The 21,222-nt window shown below is 70.8% G+C and carries 22 protein-coding genes; 5 read left to right on the forward strand and 17 right to left on the reverse strand.

The annotated features are described in order from the left end of the window. Positions 1-23 precede the first annotated feature (23 nt). From rplI to RYJ27_RS13410, 7 genes are all read right to left on the reverse strand, one after another. A complete protein-coding gene (gene rplI, locus RYJ27_RS13380; protein WP_330170748.1) occupies positions 24-476 on the reverse strand; it encodes a 50S ribosomal protein L9 in 453 nt (150 codons plus the stop codon). A 9-nt stretch (positions 477-485) separates the two neighbouring features. After that, positions 486-740 carry a 30S ribosomal protein S18 gene (rpsR, locus tag RYJ27_RS13385; protein WP_292815389.1) on the reverse strand — a complete coding sequence of 85 codons (255 nt, stop codon included), beginning with the start codon at positions 738-740 and terminating at the stop codon, positions 486-488. Between the two features lie 74 nt (positions 741-814). Further along, positions 815-1,315, reverse strand: coding sequence for a single-stranded DNA-binding protein (locus RYJ27_RS13390; RefSeq protein WP_330170749.1), 501 nt, complete (start codon positions 1,313-1,315; stop codon positions 815-817). 5 nt (positions 1,316-1,320) lie between these two features. Then, positions 1,321-1,677, reverse strand: coding sequence for a 30S ribosomal protein S6 (gene rpsF, locus RYJ27_RS13395; RefSeq protein ID WP_330172066.1), 357 nt, complete (start codon positions 1,675-1,677; stop codon positions 1,321-1,323). A 370-nt stretch (positions 1,678-2,047) separates the two neighbouring features. Continuing rightward, the gene (locus tag RYJ27_RS13400) at positions 2,048-2,422 is read right to left on the reverse strand and encodes a DUF779 domain-containing protein (protein WP_330170750.1); all 375 of its coding nucleotides are present in this window, start codon (positions 2,420-2,422) and stop codon (positions 2,048-2,050) included. 144 nt (positions 2,423-2,566) lie between these two features. Beyond that, on the reverse strand, positions 2,567-4,114 hold the full coding sequence (exaC, locus tag RYJ27_RS13405) for an acetaldehyde dehydrogenase ExaC (RefSeq protein WP_330170751.1): 1,548 nt from the start codon (positions 4,112-4,114) through the stop codon (positions 2,567-2,569). Positions 4,115-4,257: 143 nt separating this feature from the next. Beyond that, entirely contained in the window at positions 4,258-5,586 is a 1,329-nt protein-coding gene (locus tag RYJ27_RS13410) for a GAF domain-containing protein (protein WP_330170752.1), read from the reverse strand. A gap of 139 nt (positions 5,587-5,725) precedes the next feature. Between RYJ27_RS13410 and cofD the strand changes: the two genes are divergently transcribed. After that, entirely contained in the window at positions 5,726-6,712 is a 987-nt protein-coding gene (gene cofD, locus RYJ27_RS13415) for a 2-phospho-L-lactate transferase (protein WP_330170753.1), read from the forward strand. Positions 6,713-6,724: 12 nt separating this feature from the next. Here the strand turns inward: cofD and RYJ27_RS13420 are convergent, their stop codons facing one another. Together RYJ27_RS13420 and RYJ27_RS13425 are read right to left on the reverse strand one after the other, a co-directional pair. Continuing rightward, positions 6,725-8,152, reverse strand: a complete 1,428-nt coding sequence (locus RYJ27_RS13420; RefSeq protein WP_330170754.1) for a CCA tRNA nucleotidyltransferase — start codon at positions 8,150-8,152, stop codon at positions 6,725-6,727. A 71-nt stretch (positions 8,153-8,223) separates the two neighbouring features. Further along, positions 8,224-9,750, reverse strand: a complete 1,527-nt coding sequence (locus RYJ27_RS13425) for a DUF7059 domain-containing protein (protein ID WP_330170755.1) — start codon at positions 9,748-9,750, stop codon at positions 8,224-8,226. Between the two features lie 139 nt (positions 9,751-9,889). Between RYJ27_RS13425 and RYJ27_RS13430 the strand changes: the two genes are divergently transcribed. The 4 genes from RYJ27_RS13430 to trxA all read left to right on the forward strand — a co-directional run bounded on the left by RYJ27_RS13430 (position 9,890) and on the right by trxA (position 15,103). Continuing rightward, positions 9,890-12,040, forward strand: a complete 2,151-nt coding sequence (locus tag RYJ27_RS13430; RefSeq protein ID WP_330170756.1) for a DUF6049 family protein — start codon at positions 9,890-9,892, stop codon at positions 12,038-12,040. Next, positions 12,033-13,625 (forward strand): murein biosynthesis integral membrane protein MurJ, encoded by a 1,593-nt coding sequence (gene murJ, locus RYJ27_RS13435; RefSeq protein ID WP_330170757.1) that lies wholly within the window; start codon positions 12,033-12,035, stop codon positions 13,623-13,625. Before RYJ27_RS13430 ends, murJ begins: the two co-directional genes overlap by 8 nt. A gap of 137 nt (positions 13,626-13,762) precedes the next feature. Then, positions 13,763-14,719 (forward strand): thioredoxin-disulfide reductase, encoded by a 957-nt coding sequence (trxB, locus tag RYJ27_RS13440; protein ID WP_330170758.1) that lies wholly within the window; start codon positions 13,763-13,765, stop codon positions 14,717-14,719. A gap of 60 nt (positions 14,720-14,779) precedes the next feature. Next, complete coding sequence (trxA, locus tag RYJ27_RS13445) at positions 14,780-15,103, forward strand: thioredoxin (RefSeq protein WP_330170759.1); 324 nt, start codon at positions 14,780-14,782, stop codon at positions 15,101-15,103. Positions 15,104-15,173: 70 nt separating this feature from the next. Here the strand turns inward: trxA and RYJ27_RS13450 are convergent, their stop codons facing one another. The 8 genes from RYJ27_RS13450 to rpmH form a co-directional block, all read right to left on the reverse strand. After that, positions 15,174-16,214, reverse strand: coding sequence for a ParB/RepB/Spo0J family partition protein (locus RYJ27_RS13450; RefSeq protein ID WP_330170760.1), 1,041 nt, complete (start codon positions 16,212-16,214; stop codon positions 15,174-15,176). Continuing rightward, on the reverse strand, positions 16,214-17,161 hold the full coding sequence (locus RYJ27_RS13455; protein ID WP_330170761.1) for a ParA family protein: 948 nt from the start codon (positions 17,159-17,161) through the stop codon (positions 16,214-16,216). Before RYJ27_RS13455 ends, RYJ27_RS13450 begins: the two co-directional genes overlap by 1 nt. A 737-nt stretch (positions 17,162-17,898) precedes the next feature. Beyond that, positions 17,899-18,531, reverse strand: a complete 633-nt coding sequence (rsmG, locus tag RYJ27_RS13460) for a 16S rRNA (guanine(527)-N(7))-methyltransferase RsmG (RefSeq protein ID WP_330170762.1) — start codon at positions 18,529-18,531, stop codon at positions 17,899-17,901. A gap of 21 nt (positions 18,532-18,552) precedes the next feature. Then, on the reverse strand, positions 18,553-19,071 hold the full coding sequence (locus tag RYJ27_RS13465; protein WP_330170763.1) for a Jag family protein: 519 nt from the start codon (positions 19,069-19,071) through the stop codon (positions 18,553-18,555). A gap of 44 nt (positions 19,072-19,115) precedes the next feature. Beyond that, positions 19,116-20,228: a membrane protein insertase YidC gene (gene yidC / locus RYJ27_RS13470; RefSeq protein WP_330170764.1), complete on the reverse strand. Its 1,113-nt coding sequence runs from the start codon at positions 20,226-20,228 to the stop codon at positions 19,116-19,118. Between the two features lie 3 nt (positions 20,229-20,231). Then, the gene (gene yidD, locus RYJ27_RS13475; RefSeq protein WP_330172067.1) at positions 20,232-20,567 is read right to left on the reverse strand and encodes a membrane protein insertion efficiency factor YidD; all 336 of its coding nucleotides are present in this window, start codon (positions 20,565-20,567) and stop codon (positions 20,232-20,234) included. Positions 20,568-20,590: 23 nt separating this feature from the next. After that, positions 20,591-20,920 carry a ribonuclease P protein component gene (gene rnpA, locus RYJ27_RS13480; protein WP_330170765.1) on the reverse strand — a complete coding sequence of 110 codons (330 nt, stop codon included), beginning with the start codon at positions 20,918-20,920 and terminating at the stop codon, positions 20,591-20,593. Between the two features lie 8 nt (positions 20,921-20,928). Further along, the gene (gene rpmH, locus RYJ27_RS13485) at positions 20,929-21,066 is read right to left on the reverse strand and encodes a 50S ribosomal protein L34 (protein WP_330170766.1); all 138 of its coding nucleotides are present in this window, start codon (positions 21,064-21,066) and stop codon (positions 20,929-20,931) included. Positions 21,067-21,222: the final 156 nt, after the last annotated feature.

Genomic DNA, 21,222 nt, shown 5'->3' on the forward strand with positions numbered 1-21,222 from the left:
CGCGGCATCCGTGCCGGGCGCGCCTACTTGGCCGCGACGACCACCAGCGTGATCACGGCGGTCACGTCGTCGCGAAGACGAACCGTGGCCTCGTGCTCGCCGATCGACCTGATCGGCGACGTGATGTGGATCTTGCGCTTGTCCAGGTCGCCGAGACCCGCGGCCTTGACCGCATCGGCGATGTCGCCGGTCTTGACGGAACCGAACAGGCGACCCTCCTTGCCGGCCGTGACGGCCAGGCGGACGGAGGAACCCTCGAGGTTCGACTTGAGGGCGAGGGCCTCTTCGTGATCGTGGATCGCGCGCGACTCGCGGGCTGCGCGGATGGACGCAACCTGCTTCTCGCCACCGCGCGACCACGCAACGGCAAAGCCCTGGGGGATGAGGTAGTTGCGGGCGTACCCGTTCTTGACCTCGATGACGTCACCGGCGCTGCCGAGACCGGCCACCTCGCTCGTGAGAATCAGCTTCGACATGAGAACTCCTTAGCGGCCAGCGCCGGCGTAGGGCAGGAGCGCCATCTCGCGGGCGTTCTTGATCGCGGTCGCGATGAGGCGCTGCTCCTGCACCGAGACACCGGTGATACGACGGGCACGGATCTTGCCGCGCTCCGAGACGAACTTGCGAAGCGTGGCGACATCCTTGTAGTCGATGACGCCGACGCGGGTCGGCTTCGCGGGAGCGGCGTTCTTCGCGCCCTTCCGCGGCTTGCGGCGGTCGCCGCTTGACTTTCCAGCCATGTGGTTTTCCTTTGGGTGAGGGTCGGATGCCGCAGGTCACGCGCGGGGGCGGCCGGCGCGGCATCCGGAATCGTTCAGAAGGGGGTGTCGTCGCCGTAGGCGCCGGGGGCGCTCCAGCCGTCTGCGCCGCCGCCGGTGTTCGACTGCGCGGGCGTCGCCCACGGCTCGTCGGCCACCTGGCCGCGGTTCTGACCGCCACCGCCGCTGCCGCCCTGCGCGCGGGTGACCTGCGCCGTGGCGTAGCGGAGCGAGGGGCCGATCTCGTCGACCTCGAGCTCGATCGAGGTGCGGTTGTTGCCCTCGCGGTCCTGGTAGTTGCGCTGCTTCAGACGCCCGGTCGCGATGACCCGCGCGCCCTTCGTCAGCGAACCCGCGACGTGCTCGGCGAAGTCACGCCAGACGCTCGCGCGGAGGAACAGCGCATCGCCGTCCTTCCACTCGTTTGCCTGACGGTCGAACGTGCGCGGCGTCGACGCGATCGTGAAGTTCGCGACAGGGAGCCCGTTCTGCGTGTACCGCAGCTCGGGGTCGGCCGTGAGGTTTCCCACGACGGTGATGATCGTCTCGCCGGCCATCAGACTTACGCCTTCGCTGCCTTGGCGGGAGCGGCGGCCTTGCGGGCGGCCTTCTCCTCGGAGCGCTTCTTCTCGGCGGCGACGAGCGCGATGGCCTCCTCGGCACGCAGCACCTTGGTGCGCATGACGGCTTCGGAGAGCTTGAGCTGGCGGTCCAGCTCCTGCGTGGCCTCGCTCGTGGCGGTGAAGTTCACGACGGCGTAGATGCCTTCGTTCTTCTTCTGGATCTCGTACGCCAGGCGCCGGCGACCCCAGATGTCGACGTTGTCGATCGTGCCGCCGTCATTCGTGATGACCTTGAGGAACTTGTCAAGGTTCGGGGCGACCGTACGCTCGTCGATCTCGGGCTGCAGGATGACCATGAGCTCGTACTGGTGCGAGTGCGTCACTAACCCACCTCCTTCGGACTAGAACGGCTGCCGGGCATCTCCCGGCAGCAGGAGGGTGTGTGCACGTGTCTCGGGCTTACGCGGACAGGGCCACCGCCAGACAACCTCTCTACTCTAGCCGATCCGCGCGGATGCCGGGGAACCGGGGGTCGAGCGCGCATTCACCCCGCCGCCGACCGCGTCGGCCCGAGCCTCGCCCGCATGCTCCCGCTTCTCGGTCACCGCCACGTCCTCCGGTCGCTCCGTCATCGGGGGCGTTCCGCCACCGCCCGCGGCGCCCAGTCTGCCGTGAAACGGCCCCGGCGCTCCGGCGCCCCGCCCGCGTGCGGGGCGCGCGCCGCCGTCAGCCCACGCCGAGGTCGGCGAGCTCCGGCTCGCTCAGCATCCGCGAACGGATGAGAAAGCGCATCCCCGTCGGCCCCTCGACGCTGAACCCGGCCCCTCGCCCCGGCACCACGTCGATGGTGAGGTGTGTGTACTTCCAGTACTCGAACTGCGACTCCGACATGTAGACCTCGATCGGGTCGTCCAGGCCGGCGTCGATCGTGCCGAGCAGCACGTCGGAGGGACCCGTCACGAACATGCCGACGGGGTAGCACATCGGTGCGCTGCCGTCGCAGCAGCCGCCGGACTGGTGGAACATGAGAGGTCCGTGCTGGGTGGTCAACTGCCGCAGAAGGGATGCCGCGGCATCCGTCGCGGCGACGCGTTCGGTCATGTCTGCGCTCCTCTCGAGCCTCGCTGTGGGCCCCTTCGTCCGCGATGACGCTCGGCATCGCGGGGTGTACATTGCGGACGACGGGGTGTGGCGGCGTCGGGGCGGGCACCCGGGGGGAAAAAGGATGCCCGCCCCCCGCTCGGATCAGAAGAAGCCCATGGGCCCTTCGGCGTACGACACGAGCAAGTTCTTCGTCTGCTGATAGTGATCGAGCATCTTGAGGTGGTTCTCCCGCCCGATGCCCGACTGCTTGTACCCGCCGAACGCCGCGTGCGCCGGGTACTGGTGGTACGTGTTCGTCCACACGCGCCCGGCCTCGATGCCGCGCCCCGCGCGGTACGCCGTGTCGCCGCTGCGGCTCCACACCCCCGCGCCGAGGCCGTAGAGCGTCTCGTTCGCGATCGACATGGCCTCGTCGAACCCGTCGAAGGAGGTGACCGAAACCACCGGCCCGAAGATCTCCTCCTGGAAGATGCGCATGTCGTTCGTCCCCTCGAACACGGTCGGCGCCACGTAGTAGCCCTCCGCGAGATCGCCCCCGAGGTCCACCCTCTCGCCGCCGGCGAGCAGCTTCGCGCCGCCCTCCTTGCCGATCTGGATGTACGACAGGATCTTCTCGAGCTGGTCGTTGGATGCCTGGGCGCCGATCATCGTCGCGGGGTCGAGCGGGTTGCCCTGAACGATCCTGCCGACCCGCTCGAGCGCGTCCCCGAGGAACCCTTCGTAGATGGAGCGCTGGATGAGCGCCCGCGACGGACACGTGCAGACCTCGCCCTGGTTCAGGGCGAAGAACGTGAAACCCTCGAGGGCCTTGTCGTAGTAGTCGTCCTTGGCCCGGGCGACGTCCTCGAAGAAGACGTTCGCGCTCTTGCCACCGAGCTCGAGGGTCACGGGGATCAGGTTCTGCGACGCGTACTGCATGATCAGGCGCCCCGTCGTCGTCTCACCCGTGAACGCGACCTTGCGGATGCGCTTGTGCTGCGCGAGCGGCGCACCCGCCTCGATCCCGAACCCGTTGACGATGTTCACGACACCCGGCGGCAGCAGGTCGCCGATGATGTCGAAGAGGAAGAGAAGGGATGCCGGGGTCTGCTCCGCCGGCTTGAGCACGATGCAGTTGCCTGCCGCAAGAGCGGGGGCGAGCTTCCACGTCGCCATGAGGATCGGGAAGTTCCAGGGGATGATCTGACCCACGACGCCGAGCGGCTCGTGGAAGTGGTACGCCACGGTGTCCTCGTCGAGCTGGCTGAGCGACCCCTCCTGCGCCCGCAGCACGCCGGCGAAGTAGCGGAAGTGATCGACGGCGAGGGGGATGTCGGCGGCGAGCGTCTCGCGGATCGGCTTGCCGTTCTCCCACGTCTCGGCGACGGCGATCTTCTCCAGGTTCTCCTCGATGCGGTCGGCGATCTTGTTGAGGATGTTCGCGCGCTCGGCCGGGCTCGTCTTGCCCCAGGAGGCGAACGCCTTCCAGGCGACGTCGACGGCTCGGTCGATGTCCTCGACGGTGCCGCGGCCGACCTCGCAGAACGGCTTGCCCGTGACGGGGGAGATGTTCTCGAAGTACTGGCCCTTCACCGGCTCGACGAACTCGCCGCCGATGTAGTGCCCGTAGCGGGAGCGGTACTCGGCGAGCGCCCCGCGCTGGCCGGGAGCGGCGTAGACGCTCGAGACGCCCTCTTCGACGATGGTCATGTCTGTCTCCTTCGACGTGTCATGAGTGCCGGGCGTGAGGCCGCGGCAGGTGGCACAACGCTATGCCGCGCAACGTTGCATTCCGTTGCACGCCCCGGGCGGGGCCCCGCGCATCCGGCCGCGGGCCGAGCGCCGCCGCCGTGTCAGCCCTCGAGGCGCTCCAGACGCGCCACGAGCCCCGCGCGCCGCGGCGAGCGGGAGGGCAGCAGGCGCAGGCAGAGCTGCAGCACCTCGGCGTCGTCGGCCGCCGCCTCGGTGTCGGCGTACGCCAGCAAGACGTCCACCCGCGCCTCCGCGAGAAGGGCCTCGCGGAGGGCGAGGTGCACCCCCTGGCGGAAGTCCTCCACGCCGGGTCCCACCGACTCCGGCAGCACGGCGCCCCGGTAGGCGGCGAGCGCGACGCGGTGGGCGCCCCGGTCCAAGAGCGACAGCACCTGGTGGGCGTCAGTCTCGAGGTCGGCGAGCAGCCGGTACGGGCGCGAGGCCGGCACGAGGTGAGGGGCGACGCGCTCGAGCACCTTCCGCAGCCGCACCATCTCGGGTCGCAGCGTCTCGGGTCCGGCGCCCGCGCCGTAGACCAGGTCCGCGAGAGCCTCCGCCGAGAGCCCCTGGCGGTGGGTGGCGAGCATGACGAGGATCTCGGCGTGACGGGCGCTCAGTTCCGTCACCGTGTCGCCGCCCTCCCGGGCCACCTCCAGCAGCGCGCGCGATCGGCCGAGAACACGCAGCGTCGAGCGCGTCGGCTCGGCGGCGGGCGGACGCGGGCGTCGTCGAGCGGGAGACGCGGCCTGCTCCCGGGCACGCAGGCGCGCGACGAGCAGCTCTCCCTCGACGGCGCGCGCCGTGGCATCCACGAGAAGCTGCGCCTGAGGGGTGACGGCGTTGGCCCCGCCCGTGACATCGATCACCCCGAGGATGCGCCGGGTCTCCGGATCGTGCACGGGGGCCGCCGTGCAGCTCCAGGGCTGCACGAGCCGGTTGTAGTGCTCGGCGCCGTGGATCTGCACGGACCGGTCGAGCGCGAGCGCCGTGCCCGGAGCCGCCGTGCCGACCGCCGCCTCCGACCAGTTGGCGCCGGCCACGAAACCCATCTCTCCCGTGAGGTTGCGCACGTGCCGATCGCCCTCCACCCAGAGGAGCCTGCCCGCGGCATCCCCCACGGCGACGGCGACGCCGGCGTCCGCGGCATCACCGGGGAGCAGGAGGGCGCGGATCATCTCGAGGGCCCCCGCGAGCGGATGCGTGCGGCGGTACTCCTCCAACTCCTCGGCCGTCAGGGCGACGGGTGGCAGAGCCTCGGCGCCGACCATGCCCGCGAGCGAGCGTCGCCATGACTCCCGCACGAGCGGCCGGACATCGCGCAGCCGCTCATCGCCGGGATTGCCCAGCACGAGCTCGTCGTGCGCGCGCTCGATCAGCAGACGGGACGTCTGCGGCGAGACCTCCCGGCGCGGCGACCACGGCGACGGCATGCGCCCCCCATCTCCAGTGACGGTTCGCACAGGATACCCGCCATCTCTGTCCCGGCCCAGGGGCCTGACGTCGACGATCGATCTCGCCCGCAACGGCGCGGTCGGCTGCCCACCGGATGCCGCGGCTAGCGTTGTCCCCATGAAGGTGACGGTGCTGGCGGGCGGCGTGGGCGGCGCGCGGTTCGCGCGAGGCGTGCGCGAGCACGCGCGGCGCTCCGGCGACATCGAGCGGATCGACGTCGTGGTCAACACCGGCGACGACTGGTGGCTGGCGGGAGTGCGCATCTGGCCCGACCACGACTCCCTCCTCTACACCCTCGCCGGCGAGAACGACGACGAACGCGGGTGGGGCCGCCGCGGCGAGAGCGAGCGCGTCGCCGCCGAGCTGCAGGCGTGGGGCGTCACCCCGCCGTGGTTCACGCTCGGCGACCTCGACCTCGGCACCCACCTCGCGCGCACGGCGTGGCTGCGCGCGGGCGAGACCCCGAGCCAGGTCGCCCGCCGGCTCGGTACGAGGTGGGACCTCGGCGTCACGCTGCACCCCGCCACCGACGACGAGATCGACACGCACGTCGTCGTCGAGGGCGGCGACCGGATGCACTTCCAGGAGTGGTGGACCCGCCACCGCGCCTCGCTGCCGGCGATCCGGTTCGAACATGCGGGGATCGCGAAGGCGAGCCCCGCACCGGCCGCCCTCGCCGCCATCGGGGCGGCCGACGTCGTCCTGGTCGCGCCCTCCAACCCCGTCGTCTCGATCGGTCCGATCCTCGCTATCCCCGGCATGCGCGACGCCCTCCGCCGGGCCCCGGCCCCCGTCGTGGGCGTGTCGGGCATCATCGGCGGGGCCGCCGTGCGGGGCATGGCCGACTCGTGCCTCGCCGCGATCGGCGTGGAGACGGATGCCGCGGCCGTCGCCCGGCACTACGGAGCGCGCTCGCGAGGGGGGCTGCTCGATGGCTGGCTCGTGGCGGAGGAGGACGCGGCATCCGGCCCGGCGCTCACGGCCGACGGCATCCCGAGCGTCGCCGTCCCCCTGTGGATGCGCGACGCCGACACGTCGGCCCGCCTGGCCGCAGACGCGCTCGCGCACGCGTCGACGCTGCGGGCGGACGCGCGGCGGGCCTGAAGCGACCGGGTCTCAGCCCTGCTGGGCCCACCACTCCCGCAGGCGCCGCTCCGCCTCGTCCGGGCCGAGCACGCCCTCATCGAGCCGCAGGTCGAGCAGGAACCGGTAGGCGGCACCCACTTGAGGGCCGGGCCGCAGGCCCAGCACCTCCTGAATGCGGTTGCCGTCGAGCTCGGGGCGGATCGCGTCGAGCTCCTCCTGCGCGGCCAACTCGTCGATCCGGCGCTCGATGTCGTCGTACGCCGAGCGGAGCCGGGCGGCCTTGCGCTTGTTGCGGGTCGTGACATCGGCCCGCGTGAGGATGTGGAGGCGCTCGAGGTTCTCTCCCGCGTCCCGCACATACCGGCGCACGGCGGAGTCGGTCCAGGTGCCCTCCGCGTAGCCGAAGAAGCGCAGGTGCTGCTCGATCAGCTGCGTGACGGCCGCGGTCGTGGCGGTGTCGAACCGCAGCGCGCTCAGGCGCTTGCGGGCGAGGCGCGCCCCGACGACGTCGTGATGGTGGAAGCTCACGCCCCCTCCGGGCTCGAGCTTGCGCGTCGCGGGCTTGCCGATGTCGTGCAGCAGCGCCGCCAGGCGCAGCACGAGGTCGGGCGCCGTGCCGGGTCGTCGCACGCGCTCGAGGTCGATCGCCTGGCGCAGCACCGTGAGGGAGTGCTCGTAGACGTCCTTGTGGTGGTGGTGCTCGTCGACCTCGAGGCGGAGGGCGGGGACCTCCGGCAGGAACACCTCGGCGAGCTCCGTGTCGACGAGGATGCGCAGGCCCAGCACGGGGTCGGCCGACTGCAGCAGCCGCACCAGCTCGCCCTGCACGCGCTCGGCGCTGACGATCGAGAGCGATTCGCGCATGCGCGCCATGGCCTCGAGCGCGGCCGCATCGACGGCGAACCCGAGCTGCCCCGCGAAACGGGCGGCCCGCAGCATCCGCAGCGGATCGTCTCCGAAGCTGACGTCGGGGGATGCCGGGGTGCGCAGCACGCGCGCCAGGAGATCCTCCACCCCTCCCGTCGGATCGACGAGGCGGCGCTCCGGGACCCGCAGGGCCATGGCGTTCACGGTGAAGTCGCGGCGGCCGAGATCGGCCTCGAGCGAATCGCCGAACGCGACGACGGGCTTGCGCGAGGCGCCGTCGTACGCGTCGGCGCGATAGGTCGTGATCTCGACCTGCTCGCCCCGGACCCGCGCGCCGATCGTGCCGAAGTCGCGCCCCATGTCCCACTGCGCCGTGCTGATCGGGGTGACGATGCGGAGGATGTCGTCGGGCCGGGCGTCGGTCGCGAAGTCGAGGTCGTTGGTGGCCCGGCCGAGGAAGGCGTCCCGCACGGGGCCGCCGACGACGGCGAACTCGAACCCGGCGCCGGCGAACGCGTCGGCGAGCGTCGCGACGACGGGCGAGGCCGCCAGGGCCTCGAGTCGCGCGAGGCCCTCGGCCATGCTCACCATGCCTCCCAGCCTACCCAGCGGCGCACCCGCCCCACGGAGCCGCACGCGCCCCGCCCGTCGTGCACGGGGGCCTACGAGCCCGCGAAGCGCAGCAGCCCGTCGCCGAGCAGGTCCCGGACGCGCGGCAGCAGGTCTTCGCGCAGCGCCGCGGCATCCACCTCCATCAGCTGGGCGATCGCGTCGATCAGGCGTCCGACCGGCAGCTCGCCGTCGCACGCGCCGACGAGGGCCGCGAGCGCGGGGTCCACGGGGATCGTGCGGGAGAAGCCACCGCCCTGCCGCAGCTCGATGACGCTCGGGTCGGCGGCACCCGGCAGGTGGTGGCGGGCCTCGGTCACGTCGTCGGCGACCTGCAGGACGGATGCCGCGAGCCCGTCGTCGTCGAGCGCGCGCTGCCGGTCGTGCGCCACGAGGCACGCCGCCAGGTGCGCCCCGAGCGCGCGCTCGGCCACCGGCTGCGCCACGCGCTCGTACCGGGCGAGCGTCGGGCGTCCCTCCCGAGGGCGGCGCAGCAGGATGTAGCCGAAGCCGATCTCGTCGACCCCCCGCGCCGCGAAGTCGTCCAGCCACGCCGAGAGCAGGACGTCGTAGCCCGGGCTGCCCGGCACCGTGCCGCCATCGCGGATCCACAGCTCGGCGTAGGCGACGGGGTCGAGGCGTTCCCGCTCGATGACCCACGCATCCAACGCGACGGGCGAGAGGGCCACCCACTCCCGCACGCGCTCGAGCCCGTCCTCCCCGTCCCGGTACTCCCAGTTGCCGAGCAGCTGCGCCGTCCCCCCGGGCGAGAGGTGGGTTCCCGCGCCCGTGACGACGGCCCGAACGAGATCGTCGCCCTCCAATCCGCCGTCGCGGTACTCGTAGGCGGGCACCCCCGTGGCCCGCGGAGTGATGACGAAGGGCGGGTTGGAGACGATGCGATCGAAGCTCTCGCCCGCAACGGGCTCGAACAGGCTCCCGTGCCGGGTCTGCACCCCGGCCACGTCGTTGAGCAGGGCGTTCAGCCGGGCAAAGCGCAGCGCTGGCTCGGAGACGTCGGTCGCGACGACCGCCTCGGCGGCCCGGCGGGCCCGCAGCGCCTGGATGCCGCAGCCGGTCCCGAGATCCAACACACGGTCCGCCGGCACGGGCAGCTGCAGCCCCGCGAGCGTCATCGACGCGCCACCGACGCCGAGCACGTGGTCGGGCGCGATCGGTCCGCCGAGCGCCACCTCGTCGAGGTCGCTCGCGATCCACCACTCGCCGGCGCCCGCGTCGTCGACGAACGCCTGCGGGCGCACCACCGCGAGCGGGACGATCCCCGCGGCATCCTCCCGCGCGAGTCCCAGCGCCACGAGTCCCGCGACACCGCAGCGCGGCAGAGCCCGCTCCAGCTCGCCCGAGGAGACGGGGTCGCCGAGCCAGAACAGGCGTGCCAGCGTCGCGGCGGCGTCATCGACGCGGGCCAGCGCGCGGCGCACCGGCAGCGCGCGGCCCCGGCCGAGCGCCTCGTCGGCCACCACGCCCCACAGGGCCCGCAGCCGCGCGGAGGTGTAGCCCGCGGCATCCAGATCGGCGGCGAGCGCGGCACACAGGGACGGGGAGGGTTCGGGGATCACTCCTCCATTCAATCGCGGCGCGCGCGCCCGCTCAGGGAGCCCGGCTGCCGCCACCGTAGAATCGGGCGGAACGTGCGAGCGCCCTCGCACCCCAGCTGACCCCGGACTGACCGTGACGCACCCCCATTCTGGTTCCGGCGTGCGGACCGGATCCGCGTGCGCGGCATCCGCATCCCGCCCCCGCGCCCGGCTCGCGATCTTCTTCGCGATGCTCGCGCTGGCGCTGCTGGCGCTGTGTGCACCGGCGGCCCCGGGCGCGAGCGCGGCCCCGCTGCCCACGCCGAACCCGACGGCGACGGCGGATGCCGGGGACGCCCCCCTCGTCACCGTCGCCGCCCTGAACCGGGGTCTCGTACGCACCGGCGAGCCGCTGTCGGTGTCGGTCGTGGCCGAGAACCCGTCGGATGCCGAGCTGGAGCCGACGACGGCGGGCGTCTCGGTGGGCACGGCGCCGATCACAGACCCGGCGATCCTCGACGGGTGGCTCGCGAACACCACGGATCTCGAAACGGCCGTGATCGACCGGCAGCCCGTCCCCGCCATCGCCGCGGGCGAGAGCGTCGCGATCACGTCCAGCATCGCCGCCGAGACGCCCGGCTGGGCGGGCCTCGCACCCGGGGTCTACCCCATCGAGGCCGCCGTCGGCGCGAGCGAGCCGGCCCGCGGGGCGATCGTGCTGCTCGATACGGCCGCCCCGCCGGCCACCGCCCCCGTCGGCATCGTCGTGCCGATCACGGCGGGCCCCCGAACGACGGGCCTGCTGAGCGCGGAGGAGCTCGTTTCCCTGACCGCCGCAGACGGTCGGCTCACACAGCTGGTCGACGGCGTGTCGGGATCCGCGGCCGTCCTCGCGATCGATCCCGCGATCGTCGCCTCCATCCGTGTTCTGGGCACCGCCGCCCCCGCGTCGTCGACGCAATGGCTGGCCCGGCTGGAGGCCCTGCCGAACACCCGCTTCGCCCTGCAGTTCGCAGACGCGGATGTCGCGACCCAGGTGCATGCCGGGCTCTCCGGCCTGCTCGAGCCGCGGGGGCTCGCCTACGCCGTGGACCCGGCCGACGTCGCCGAGGACACCGCGACGCCCACCCCCGCCCCCACCGGCGCGCCGGCGACCCCGTCCCCGGCGCCGACGGGGGAACCCGACGACGGAGGTGAGCCCGTCCTCCCCGACCTCGCGGAGCTGACCGAGATCCCCGGCGCCCGCAGCGGTGTCTTCTGGCCCGCCGAGGGACACGCGGACGACGGCGTCGTGCAGACCCTCGCGGCCTGGGCCGAAGCATCCGGAGACACCCCCGATCCGCTGACGCTGCTCGCCTCCGACGCCGCCGAGCGCGACACCGTCACCGCCGCGGGAACCGTGGGCGACGCCGACGTCCTCGTCTACGACTCCGCCGCCTCGGCCGCACTGACCGCCGCTGCCGAGCCCGGCGACACGTCGCGCGCCGAGGCGCTGTCGACCCTCTCCGCTCACCTTGCCCTCGCCACGACGCGGGCCTCCGGTCCGGTCCTGCTCGCCGTGGACCGCCTCGACGAGGCATCCGCATTCGGCCTGCAGACCGCCCTCGGCGGGGTGTCGGGCTACCTGGGTACCGCCCCCCTCGGCTGGGACGAGCTGCGCGCCGCCGAAGCCACTCCCACCAGGGCGCTCGCCCCCGCCCCGGCCGAACACGTGGAAGCGTTGCAGCGGTTGCTCGTCGGCGAAGAGCGGCTGGAGGTCTTCTCGGCCGTCATCGACGAGCCCTCGCTGATGCTCGAACCCGAGCGCACCGCGATCCTGCAGCTCATCGGCGCCGGCTGGTTCGACGACGAGGAGTGGCCGGCGGCGATGGCGGACCACGCGGAACAGACGCAGGCGACGCTCACCGCCGTCGAGTTGCAGCCGCCCTCCACGATCCAGCTCATCAGCCCGGAGGCGGGCCTGCAGTTCTTCGTGCGCAACGATCTTCCCTGGGCCGCCAACGTCGTGCTCGTCGCGGTGCCCGACAACCTGCGCCTGGATGTCGAGCGCACGACCGTCGTGCGGGCGGAGCCGGGCGTGAACACGCGTGTGCAGGTGCCCGTGCGGGCCCGAGTCGGCAGCGGCGAGGTCGACATCTCGCTGCGGCTGCTGAGCCCCACGTCGGAGCAGGTGGGCCCGGAGCGCGTCGCCGAGGTGCAGGTGCGCGCCGAGTGGGAGGCGATCGGGATCGTCGTGCTCTCGGTGCTCGTGGTCGGCTTCATCGCGACGGGGGTCGTGCGCACGGTCCTGCGGCGCCGGCGCGCGAAGCGGGCGGAGGAGACGAGTGGCTAGCCTCGGCCGCGCGAGCGCCGTACTCGCCGCCGGCACCCTGATATCCCGGGTGACCGGACTGGTGCGCTCGGTCGTGCTGGTGCTCGCGCTCGGATCCGTCGCTTCGGGAGCGGCCGATGCGTTCGCCATCGCCAACCAGCTTCCGAACAACATCTACGCGATCATCTCCACCGGCATCCTCACGGGCGTGATCGTTCCCCAGATCGTGCGGGCGGCCGCGCACGCCGACGGGGGCGGCGCGTTCGTCTCCAAGCTGCTGACGCTCGGGACGGTCGTACTCGTCGTCACGACGGGCCTCGCGACGCTCGCGGCACCCTGGCTCGTGCAGCTGTTCGCCACGTTCGCGGGTGCGCAGTACGCGCTGACGGTCGCGTTCGCGTACTGGTGCCTGCCGCAGCTGTTCTTCTACGGGTTGTACGCGCTCGTGGGCGAGACCCTCAACGCGCGTCGCGTGTTCGGGCCGTACACGTGGGCCCCGATCGTCAACAACGTCGTGTCGATCGCCGGGTTCGGCATCTTCATCGCCCTCTTCGGGCCGCACCGCTCCGACGTGCTCGACTGGTCGGCGGACATGATCACGGTTCTCGCCGGAACCGCGACGCTCGGGATCGCCGCACAGGCGCTGCTGCTCGTCGCCTTCTGGCGTCGCGCCGGCCTGCGCGTCCGGCCCGACTTCGCGTGGCGGGGCATGGGCCTTCGCCACATGGGAACGCTCGCATGGTGGACGTTCCTCATGGTGATCGTCGGCCAGATCGCGGGCCTCGTGCAGACGCGCATCGCCAGCCAGGCCTCGGAGATCGCCCCGTCGATCGCGACCATGAACTACGCGTGGTTCATCTTCATCCTCCCGTACTCGGTCATCGCCGTCTCGATCGGCACCCCCTACTTCACGCAGCTGAGCGAGCACGCCGCCGCGGGCCGCCACGACGAGGTGCGTACCGATCTCGCGGCGAGCATCCGCAGCGTCTGTTTCTTCATGGTCGGAGCCCTCGCCGCCGTCGCCGCGGCGTCGGTCACCGTCTCGCGCATCTTCTCGGAATCGGCGCCGGATGCCGCGGAGTTCGCCCTCGTGCTGGGTGCGTACCTCGTCGGGCTCGTCCCGCTCTCGATCCTCTACATCGTGCAGCGCACCTTCTACGCCTACGGCGACACCGTGCGCCCCTTCGTCTTCACCCTCGTGCAGGCGGTGCTCGTCGTCGTGACGGCCGTCGCCGCCTCCGCCGTGCTGCCGATCGAGCGGCTCGCGGCCGGCATCGCGCTCGGCCAGTCGCTCGCGGGTCTCGTGCAGCTCGCCCTCGCCATCTGGCTGCTCCGGCGCAAGCTCGGTCGCCTCGAGCTCACCGCGACGCTCGGATCGCTCGCGCGCTTCTTCGCGGCGGGCCTGCCCGCGGGAGCGGCCGGGTGGGGCCTCTTCCTCGCGTTCGGGGGCGTCGGGGGCTGGGCCGCGGCATCCGTGCCCCTGGCCGTCGTCGGCACGATCGTCATCGGCGCGGTCGTCGCTGCCGTGTACGTCGCCGTCCTCGCGGCCTTCCGTGCGCCCGAGCTGGCGGTGCTCGGAAGCGTCGTGCGCCGCTTCCGCCGGTGATCCGGCGGGTGAACGCGTCATGACGGGCGTGCCAACCCTTCCGGTCTCCGAAACCTCGCCGGGGGCCTGGAATGGGCGCGGGCTACGATGTGTTGCACGCTGCTGAACGTCACGACAGCGCTGAGGAAGGAACACACGTGCGTCAGGTCATCATCATCGGCTCCGGTCCGGCGGGGTACACCGCCGCCATCTACGCCGCGCGCGCCAACCTCGAGCCGCTCGTGGTCGCCAGCTCCGTCGAGGCCGGCGGCGAGCTGATGAACACCACCGAGGTGGAGAACTTCCCCGGGTTCCCCGAGGGCATCCAGGGCCCCGAGCTCATGGACAAGATGCGCGAGCAGGCCGAGAAGTTCGGCGCCGAGGTGCTCTACGACGATGTCGTGGAGCTCGACCTCGACGGCGCCGTGAAGAAGGTCACGCTCGGCAGCGGTGCGGTGCACGAGGCATCCGCGGTGATCTTCGCGACCGGGTCCGCCTACCGCAAGCTGGGCCTGGAGGGCGAGGAGCGCCTGTCCGGTCGGGGCGTGTCGTGGTGCGCCACGTGCGACGGCTTCTTCTTCCGGGAGCGCACGATCGCCGTCGTCGGCGGCGGCGACTCGGCCATGGAGGAGGCGACCTTCCTCACGCGGTTCGCCTCGAAGGTGTACATCATCCACCGCAAGGACACCCTGCGTGCGTCGAAGATCATGCAGGAGCGGGCATTCGCCGACCCGAAGATCGAGTTCATCTGGAACGCCGAGATCGCCGACATCCTGGGCGAGGACGCCGTGAGCGGCGTCGTGCTGCGCTCCACCGAGGACGGCACGACTCGCGAGCTGCCCCTCGACGGTCTCTTCGTCGCGATCGGGAACGACCCCCGCACCCACCTCGTGCACGGCAAGCTCGAGCTCGCCCCTGAGGGCACGATCAAGGTCGACGGCCGTTCTTCGCGCACGACCGTCCCCGGTGTCTTCGCCGCGGGCGACGTCATCGACCCCACCTACCGTCAGGCCGTCACGGCGGCCGGCAGCGGAACGGTCGCGGCGCTGGATGCCGAGCACTTCCTGGCCGCGCTCGCTCAGGCGGAGCAGAAGGCCGACGCCGCCGTCGCATAGGCGGAACAATTCCCGGCCGACGCGCGTTGGCCCCCCGTGAACCCCGAACAAGGAGACATCATGACCGCCAAGGCCACCACCTCGGGCACCTGGGAGCAGGACGTGCTCCAGGCCGAGGGTCCCGTGCTCGTCGACTTCTGGGCCGAATGGTGCGGACCCTGCCGCATGGTTGCGCCCGTTCTCGATCAGATCCAGTCGGAGAACCCCGACAAGATCACGATCCTCAAGCTCAACGTCGATGAGAACCCCGATCTGGCCATGAAGTACCAGATCACGTCGATCCCTGCCATGAAGGTTTTCGAAGGCGGCGAGGTGAAGACGACGATCATCGGCGCGAAGCCCAAGTTCGCGCTCGAGCAGGACCTCAAGCCGTTCATCGGCTGACGACCTCCGAGTCACGAGAGCCCCGCCGGCGCGTTGTCGGCGGGGCTCTCGTCGTTCTCGAGACGCGAGGTCAGACGGCGCCGTAGGCGTCCACGCCCATCTCTCCGATGATGCGATTGAGGTCCTGGATGGAAGCGAAATCAATCACGATCTGGCCTTTTTTTGCCGACAGAGAGATGCGCACGCGGGTGTCGAGCCGGTCGCCCACCCGTTCCGCCACCTCGTCGAGGTGACCACGGCGCGTGCCCGCCTGCGGCCGTGCGCGCTTGGAGTCGACGCCGCTTCTCGCGGCCGCCTCCGTGGCACGCACGGAGAGATCCTCGTTGACGACCTTGTCGGCCAGGCGCTGCATCGCGTCGCCGTCCTCGAGCGACAGGATCGCCCGCGCGTGGCCCGCCGACAGCACCCCGGCCGCGACCCGCTGCTGCACGGGAACGGGAAGGCGGAGAAGGCGGATGGTGTTGGAGATCTGCGGGCGCGATCGTCCGATGCGCGTGGCGAGCTCCTCCTGGGTGATGCCGAAGTCCTCCAGAAGCTGCTGGTAGGCGGATGCCTCTTCGAGCGGGTTCAGCTGAGAGCGGTGGAGGTTCTCCAGCAGCGCGTCGCGGAGCAGGTGCTCCTCGGCCGTGTCGCGGATGACGGCGGGAATGGACTCCAGCCCGGCTTCGCGCGCCGCGCGGGTGCGGCGCTCTCCCATGATCAGCTCGTACGTATCGGGCTGGTCGTCGCTCGGACGGACGACGACGGGCTGCAGCACGCCGAACTCCCGCACGCTGTGGATCAGCTCGGCGAGTTCGTCGGCGTCGAAGTGCGTGCGGGGCTGGCGGGGGTTCGGGACGATCGAGTGCGGGTCGAGGTGGACGAGCCGCGCGCCGGGCACATCGACGAGCTCCTCCTCTCCCGCGGCGGCCCCGGCATCCGCGCTCCCGGATGCCGGGGCGTGGCCGTCGAGCGTCGGCGGGGCGATCACGTCGGTCGCGACCTCGTCGGCCGAGACGGCCGCTGTGCGCGATGCGCCGGGGAAGAACACATCCACGGGGCGCGACTCCGACTCGCTCGTGGGGATGAGCGCGCCGATACCCCGGCCGAGTCCTGTTCTTTTCGCGGGCATCAGCTCGCTCCTTCCTGCTGAGCGGTGCGTGCCGGGGCGGGCACCCCTCGACGTGTGATCTCGACCGCGGCCTCGCGGTAGGCGATGGCGCCGGCCGACTGGCCGTCGTACGCGATGACGGTCTGGCCGAAGCTCGGCGCCTCCGACACCCGCACCGAACGCGGAATGACGGTGCGCAGCACCTGGTCGGCAAAGTGCGAGCGAACCTCCTCCGCCACCTGCTGGGCGAGCTTGGTGCGCCCGTCGTACATCGTCAGCAGGATGGTCGAGACGTGAAGGGGGGGATTCAGGTGCTTCTGGATCATGCGCACACTGCCGAGGAGCTGGCTGAGGCCCTCCAGCGCGTAGTACTCGCACTGGATGGGGATGAAGACCTCATCCGCGGCCGCGAACGCGTTGATCGTCAGCAACCCGAGCGACGGGGGGCAATCGATGATGACGAAGTGGATCGGCTCCTCCTGCGACGCCAGGAAGTCATCGAGGGCCGATCGCAGACGGTGCTCGCGCGCCACCTGCGACACCAGCTCGATCTCCGCGCCCGCGAGATGGATCGTGCTGGGGGCGCACAGGAGACGTGGCGATTCCGGGCTCTGCTGCACGATGTCGGCGAGAGGGAATTCGTCGATCAGCACGTCGTACACACTGGGCGTTTCCGCGGTGTGCACGACGCCGAGTGCCGTCGAGGCGTTTCCCTGCGGGTCGAGGTCGACGACGAGCACCTTCGCACCCAGTGATGCGAGCGCTGCCGCGATGTTCACCGTCGTCGTCGTCTTGCCGACCCCGCCCTTCTGGTTGGACACGGTCATGATGCGCGTGTCGACGGGCAGATCGACGTCGACCCCCTCGAGGGCGCGGCGCCGGGCACTGAGGTCGGCCAGCTCCCGAGCGAGCGGGGTGTCATCGAGAGACGCGGATGCGGTGTGCTGCGCGCGCTCGGAATGTTCCACGTGAAACGCTCCACTACATGTTCGGGGGACCTGAACCACTCTAAGCGCTCGCGCCGACGCCGCCCGCCAACCCAGAGCGTGCCGCACAGAACGCTCGGTGTTTCACGTAAAACGCGTGCGTCCCGGGTCGAGCAGAGAGGTGGAGTGCCGCACCTCCGGATGTTTCACGTGAAACCTCGAGCGCCTTCCTCGTAGAGACGAACGCGCGAGCAAGACCACATACATCGCTGTTCGGGAGGTCGTCCCACGTCAGGCTTCCCGTCGCCCGCGGAACGCCGCCGCAAGCCGGATGTTTCACGTGAAACCGCCCCAATCACCCACGAGCAGCCGCCCGCATCGGCCCTCGGCCTCGCAGTGACGTTGCACGTGCAACACCCGCTCGTACTCGCGGGGCATCGTATTCACCGTCCCCGGGCTCGTGAGACTCCTGTGACGGCGATCATGCTGGAAACCACCCGTTCCTCGCCGAGGTCCGTCAGCCGGCCGGCCGCCACACTGGCCGATCTGCGGGCAGGCGGAGCGCACCGGGGCAACGACCTCGAGGTGAACGCCGCCTCACTCGCCCCGCCACTGCACGCCGCCTTCCGTCGATGACGATGCTCATCCTGAGTCGGCGGACCTCCGGGTGCGTCCCAGCCAACCCGCCGCGGCGCCCCGGGTTTCACGTGAAACAACGGGACCGCGTGCCGCAGGGCGACCACCTCAGACACACCGGGGGTTCTTGTTCTCACCGCGGCTCAGAGCGGCAGTGTCGCCCTCACGACGCGCGTCGGCTCGGAGATGACACCCTCGCCGACGACCTCGACGCGGACATCCGTGAGTCGGAAGCGACGGATCTGCTTCTCCGCGGCACCGATCTCCGCCGCCGCCGCCGCGCCCTTGAGCAGCACGAGTTCACCGCCCGGGCGGGCGAGCGGCGCCGTCAGCGGAATGAGCGTGCGCAGGGCCGAGACGGCGCGGGCCGTCACCTGGTCGAGCGGGGGCGTGGGGCGGAAGTCCTCCGCGCGACTGCGGACGACCTCGACGTTCTGCAGGCCCAGGTCGGCGGCCTGCTCCGTGAGCCAGGCGACGCGGCGCTCCATCGGCTCGATCAAGACCCAAGAGATGTCGGGGCGAGCGATCGCGAGCACGAGCCCGGGCAGTCCGGCGCCCGACCCGACATCGCCTACTCGGCCCCCGGCCACGAACAGCGGTGCGATCACCGCGCTGTTCAGCACGTGCCGCGTCCACAGTCGAGGCAACTCGAGTGGTCCGATCAGGCCCCGCTCTTCGCCGTGCTGCGCGAGGTTGGCCACGAAAGCACGAGCGACGTCGACGCGGTCGCCGAACAACGCCGCGGCGGCGTCGGGTTCGATCTCGAGGTCGCTCATGGATGTTTCACGTGGAACGCGTCAAGCGCGGCGGATCACCGTGTGACGATCGGCGCCCTCACCGTACGACTCGGAGACGTATCCCCGCTCTGCGACGATGTCGTGGACCAACTTTCGCTCGTAGCTCGACATCGCCGGCAGCGACGCCTGTCCCGCTCCGTCGCCGAGGCGCTCGATGGCGCGGGCGACGAGCTGCTCAAGCTCGCTCTGGCGCGTGTCGCGCGATCCGCCGATGTCGAGGATCAGGCGCGAGAAGCGACCCGTCTTGCTCTGCACCGCGATGCGCGTCAGCTCCTGGAGCGCCCGCACCGTCTCGGGGTCTGAAAGCACACGAAGGGCGCCGGATCCCTCCTCGCTCGCCTCCACCGAGACGTATGCGCGGCCATCGCGTACGTCCAGCTCGATGTCGCCATCGAGGTCGGCAATGTCGAGCAGCTCCTCGATGTAGTCCGCCGCGACGTCACCCTCCTGCTCCAGGTGGGCCACCGTGGGCTCGTCGGTACCGGACTCCGTGGTCTCGGCTCCAGATGTCGTCGTCATGATCGTCCTCTCACACTTCCGCTCTCGGGCAGGCTGTACTCGCGTCAGCGGGCCGCGGGGGCACTCGCGCCGCCGTCGGGGTCACCCGATGACGACGGTCCGCCGGCCCCACCCGCCGATGGCTTCGAGGGCGCCCCACCCGCAGGTTTTCCGCCCTGCTTCTTGGCGCGCTGCTTGCTGACGGGCTGCTGCCGCTTGGGGGCTGCCGCCTTCGCCTTCTCGGCCTCGATACGCAGGCGCTCCTGCTCCTCGAGGTACTTGGCCATGGGCACGACTTTGCCCTCGGCGTTGATCGCCTTGCCCTTGCGCGCGAGTCTCTCCTCGCGCGCCTTCGCGGCATCCGAGCCCGGCGTCGGCATCTCGCGGATGACGATGAACTGCTGCACCATCGTCCAGATGTTGGAGGTGAACCAGTAGATGACGACACCGAGCGGGAAGAAGACGCCCGAGAAGATGAACGCCAGCGGCAGGATGTACAGCATGATCTTCTGCATCTGATACGCCTGGCCCGTCTTGGCCTCCGGCGACAGATTCTTCGAGATGATCTGCAGCTGAGTGAAGAACTGCGACACGATCATGAGGGCGACGAGGATCACCAGGATGACGATCGCCACCGTGTTGCTGCTCTCGACCGCGTTGATGAGGGTCTCGTGCAGCGACGCGACGCCGAACAGCCGCGCGTCGTAGAACTCCCGGGTCAGCTCGTTGTCGAGGAGCCCCACACCACTGAAGTCCGGATTGGCCCCGATCTTCTGCACATCGTTCAGCACGGAGAAGAGGGCGAAGAAGATCGGCATCTGCACGAGCAGCGGCAGACAGCTCGAGACGGGTGTCGTGCCGTGCTTCTTGTACAGCGCCATCGTCTCGCGGCTCATGGCCTCCCGAGAGAGCTGGTCCCGCTTGCCTCGGTATTTCTCCTGAACTTTTCGCAGTTCAGGAGCGATTTCCATCATCTTCCGCTGGCTCTTGATCTGCCGGACGAAGAGGGGAATCAGCGCGGCGCGCACCACGATGACGAGGCCCACGATCGAGAGCACCCACGTGATGCCCTCCGCGGCCGGCAGACCCATGGTGGTGAACAGCCAGTGCCACGCGACGAGCACGAGCTCTACCGCCCATTTGAGCGGCCAGAGGATGATTCCGAAAAGATCCGGCACGGATCAGTCCTTTCTCGGGGGAGCGGGCACGACGAACCCGCGAGGGGTCAGCTCATGCCGGAAGCGCGGGTGGGCGGGCACGTCGTCGATTCCGCCGTGCGCCCAGGGGTGGCAGCCGGCCAGGCGGCGGGCTGCTCTGGCCGCACCGATGACGAGCCCGTGCTGCTGCACCGCACCCACGGCGTATGCGGAGCACGTCGGGTAGTACTTGCAGACATCGCCGTAGATCGGGGAGATCACGGCCCTGTAGGCCAGAAGGGCGGCGATGCCGAGGTTGCGCGGAGCGAGCGCGAGGGCCGCCAACCCGCGCGCGGGATCGAGGTGCGCATGACCCGTCATCGCGACGGGAAGCGGATCGCCCATCATGCCGCCCGCTCCAGGCATCGCCGCACCTCGGCGTGCAACGTGGCGTAGTCGGCGAGCGACGACGTCGGCAGGGCGCGGATGACGACATCCTTGCCGTCTCCGATCGCGGGAAGAAGAGCCTGACAGGCGGCCTTCAGCCGCCGCCGGACGGTGTTGCGCGTGACGGCAGACCCGACGTTTTTGGCGACGATGAAACCGAAGCGCACGCCGCCCCCCGCATGGGAAACGACGTGCGTCACGATGTGGGCTCCCGCACAGCGTCTTCCCCGTCGTACCACATGGCGGTAGTCGAGTCCGCGGGTGAGGCGGTTCGCTCTGGAGAGCACCGGAGAAGTCAGGCCGAAATGGTGTCGCGCCCCTTGGCCCGGCGGGCCGAGAGGATGGCGCGGCCGGCGCGCGTGCGCATGCGGGCGCGGAAGCCGTGCTTCTTGGCGCGGCGGCGGTTGTTGGGCTGGAAGGTGCGCTTGCTCATAGTGTCACTCCGGGAGTCGTGTCACCGGGACGTGGGCGACCGGAGACGATATCTGGCGGGAGAAATGCCGCGAAGGCATAAGTCAACTTCGTAAGGATACGCCCTCGCTCGTTGCCGCCACAAACCGAGAGGGACGAACGGATCATTATCCCGGGC

This window comes from Microbacterium limosum (assembly GCF_036324365.1).
Lineage (GTDB): Bacteria > Actinomycetota > Actinomycetes > Actinomycetales > Microbacteriaceae > Microbacterium > Microbacterium limosum.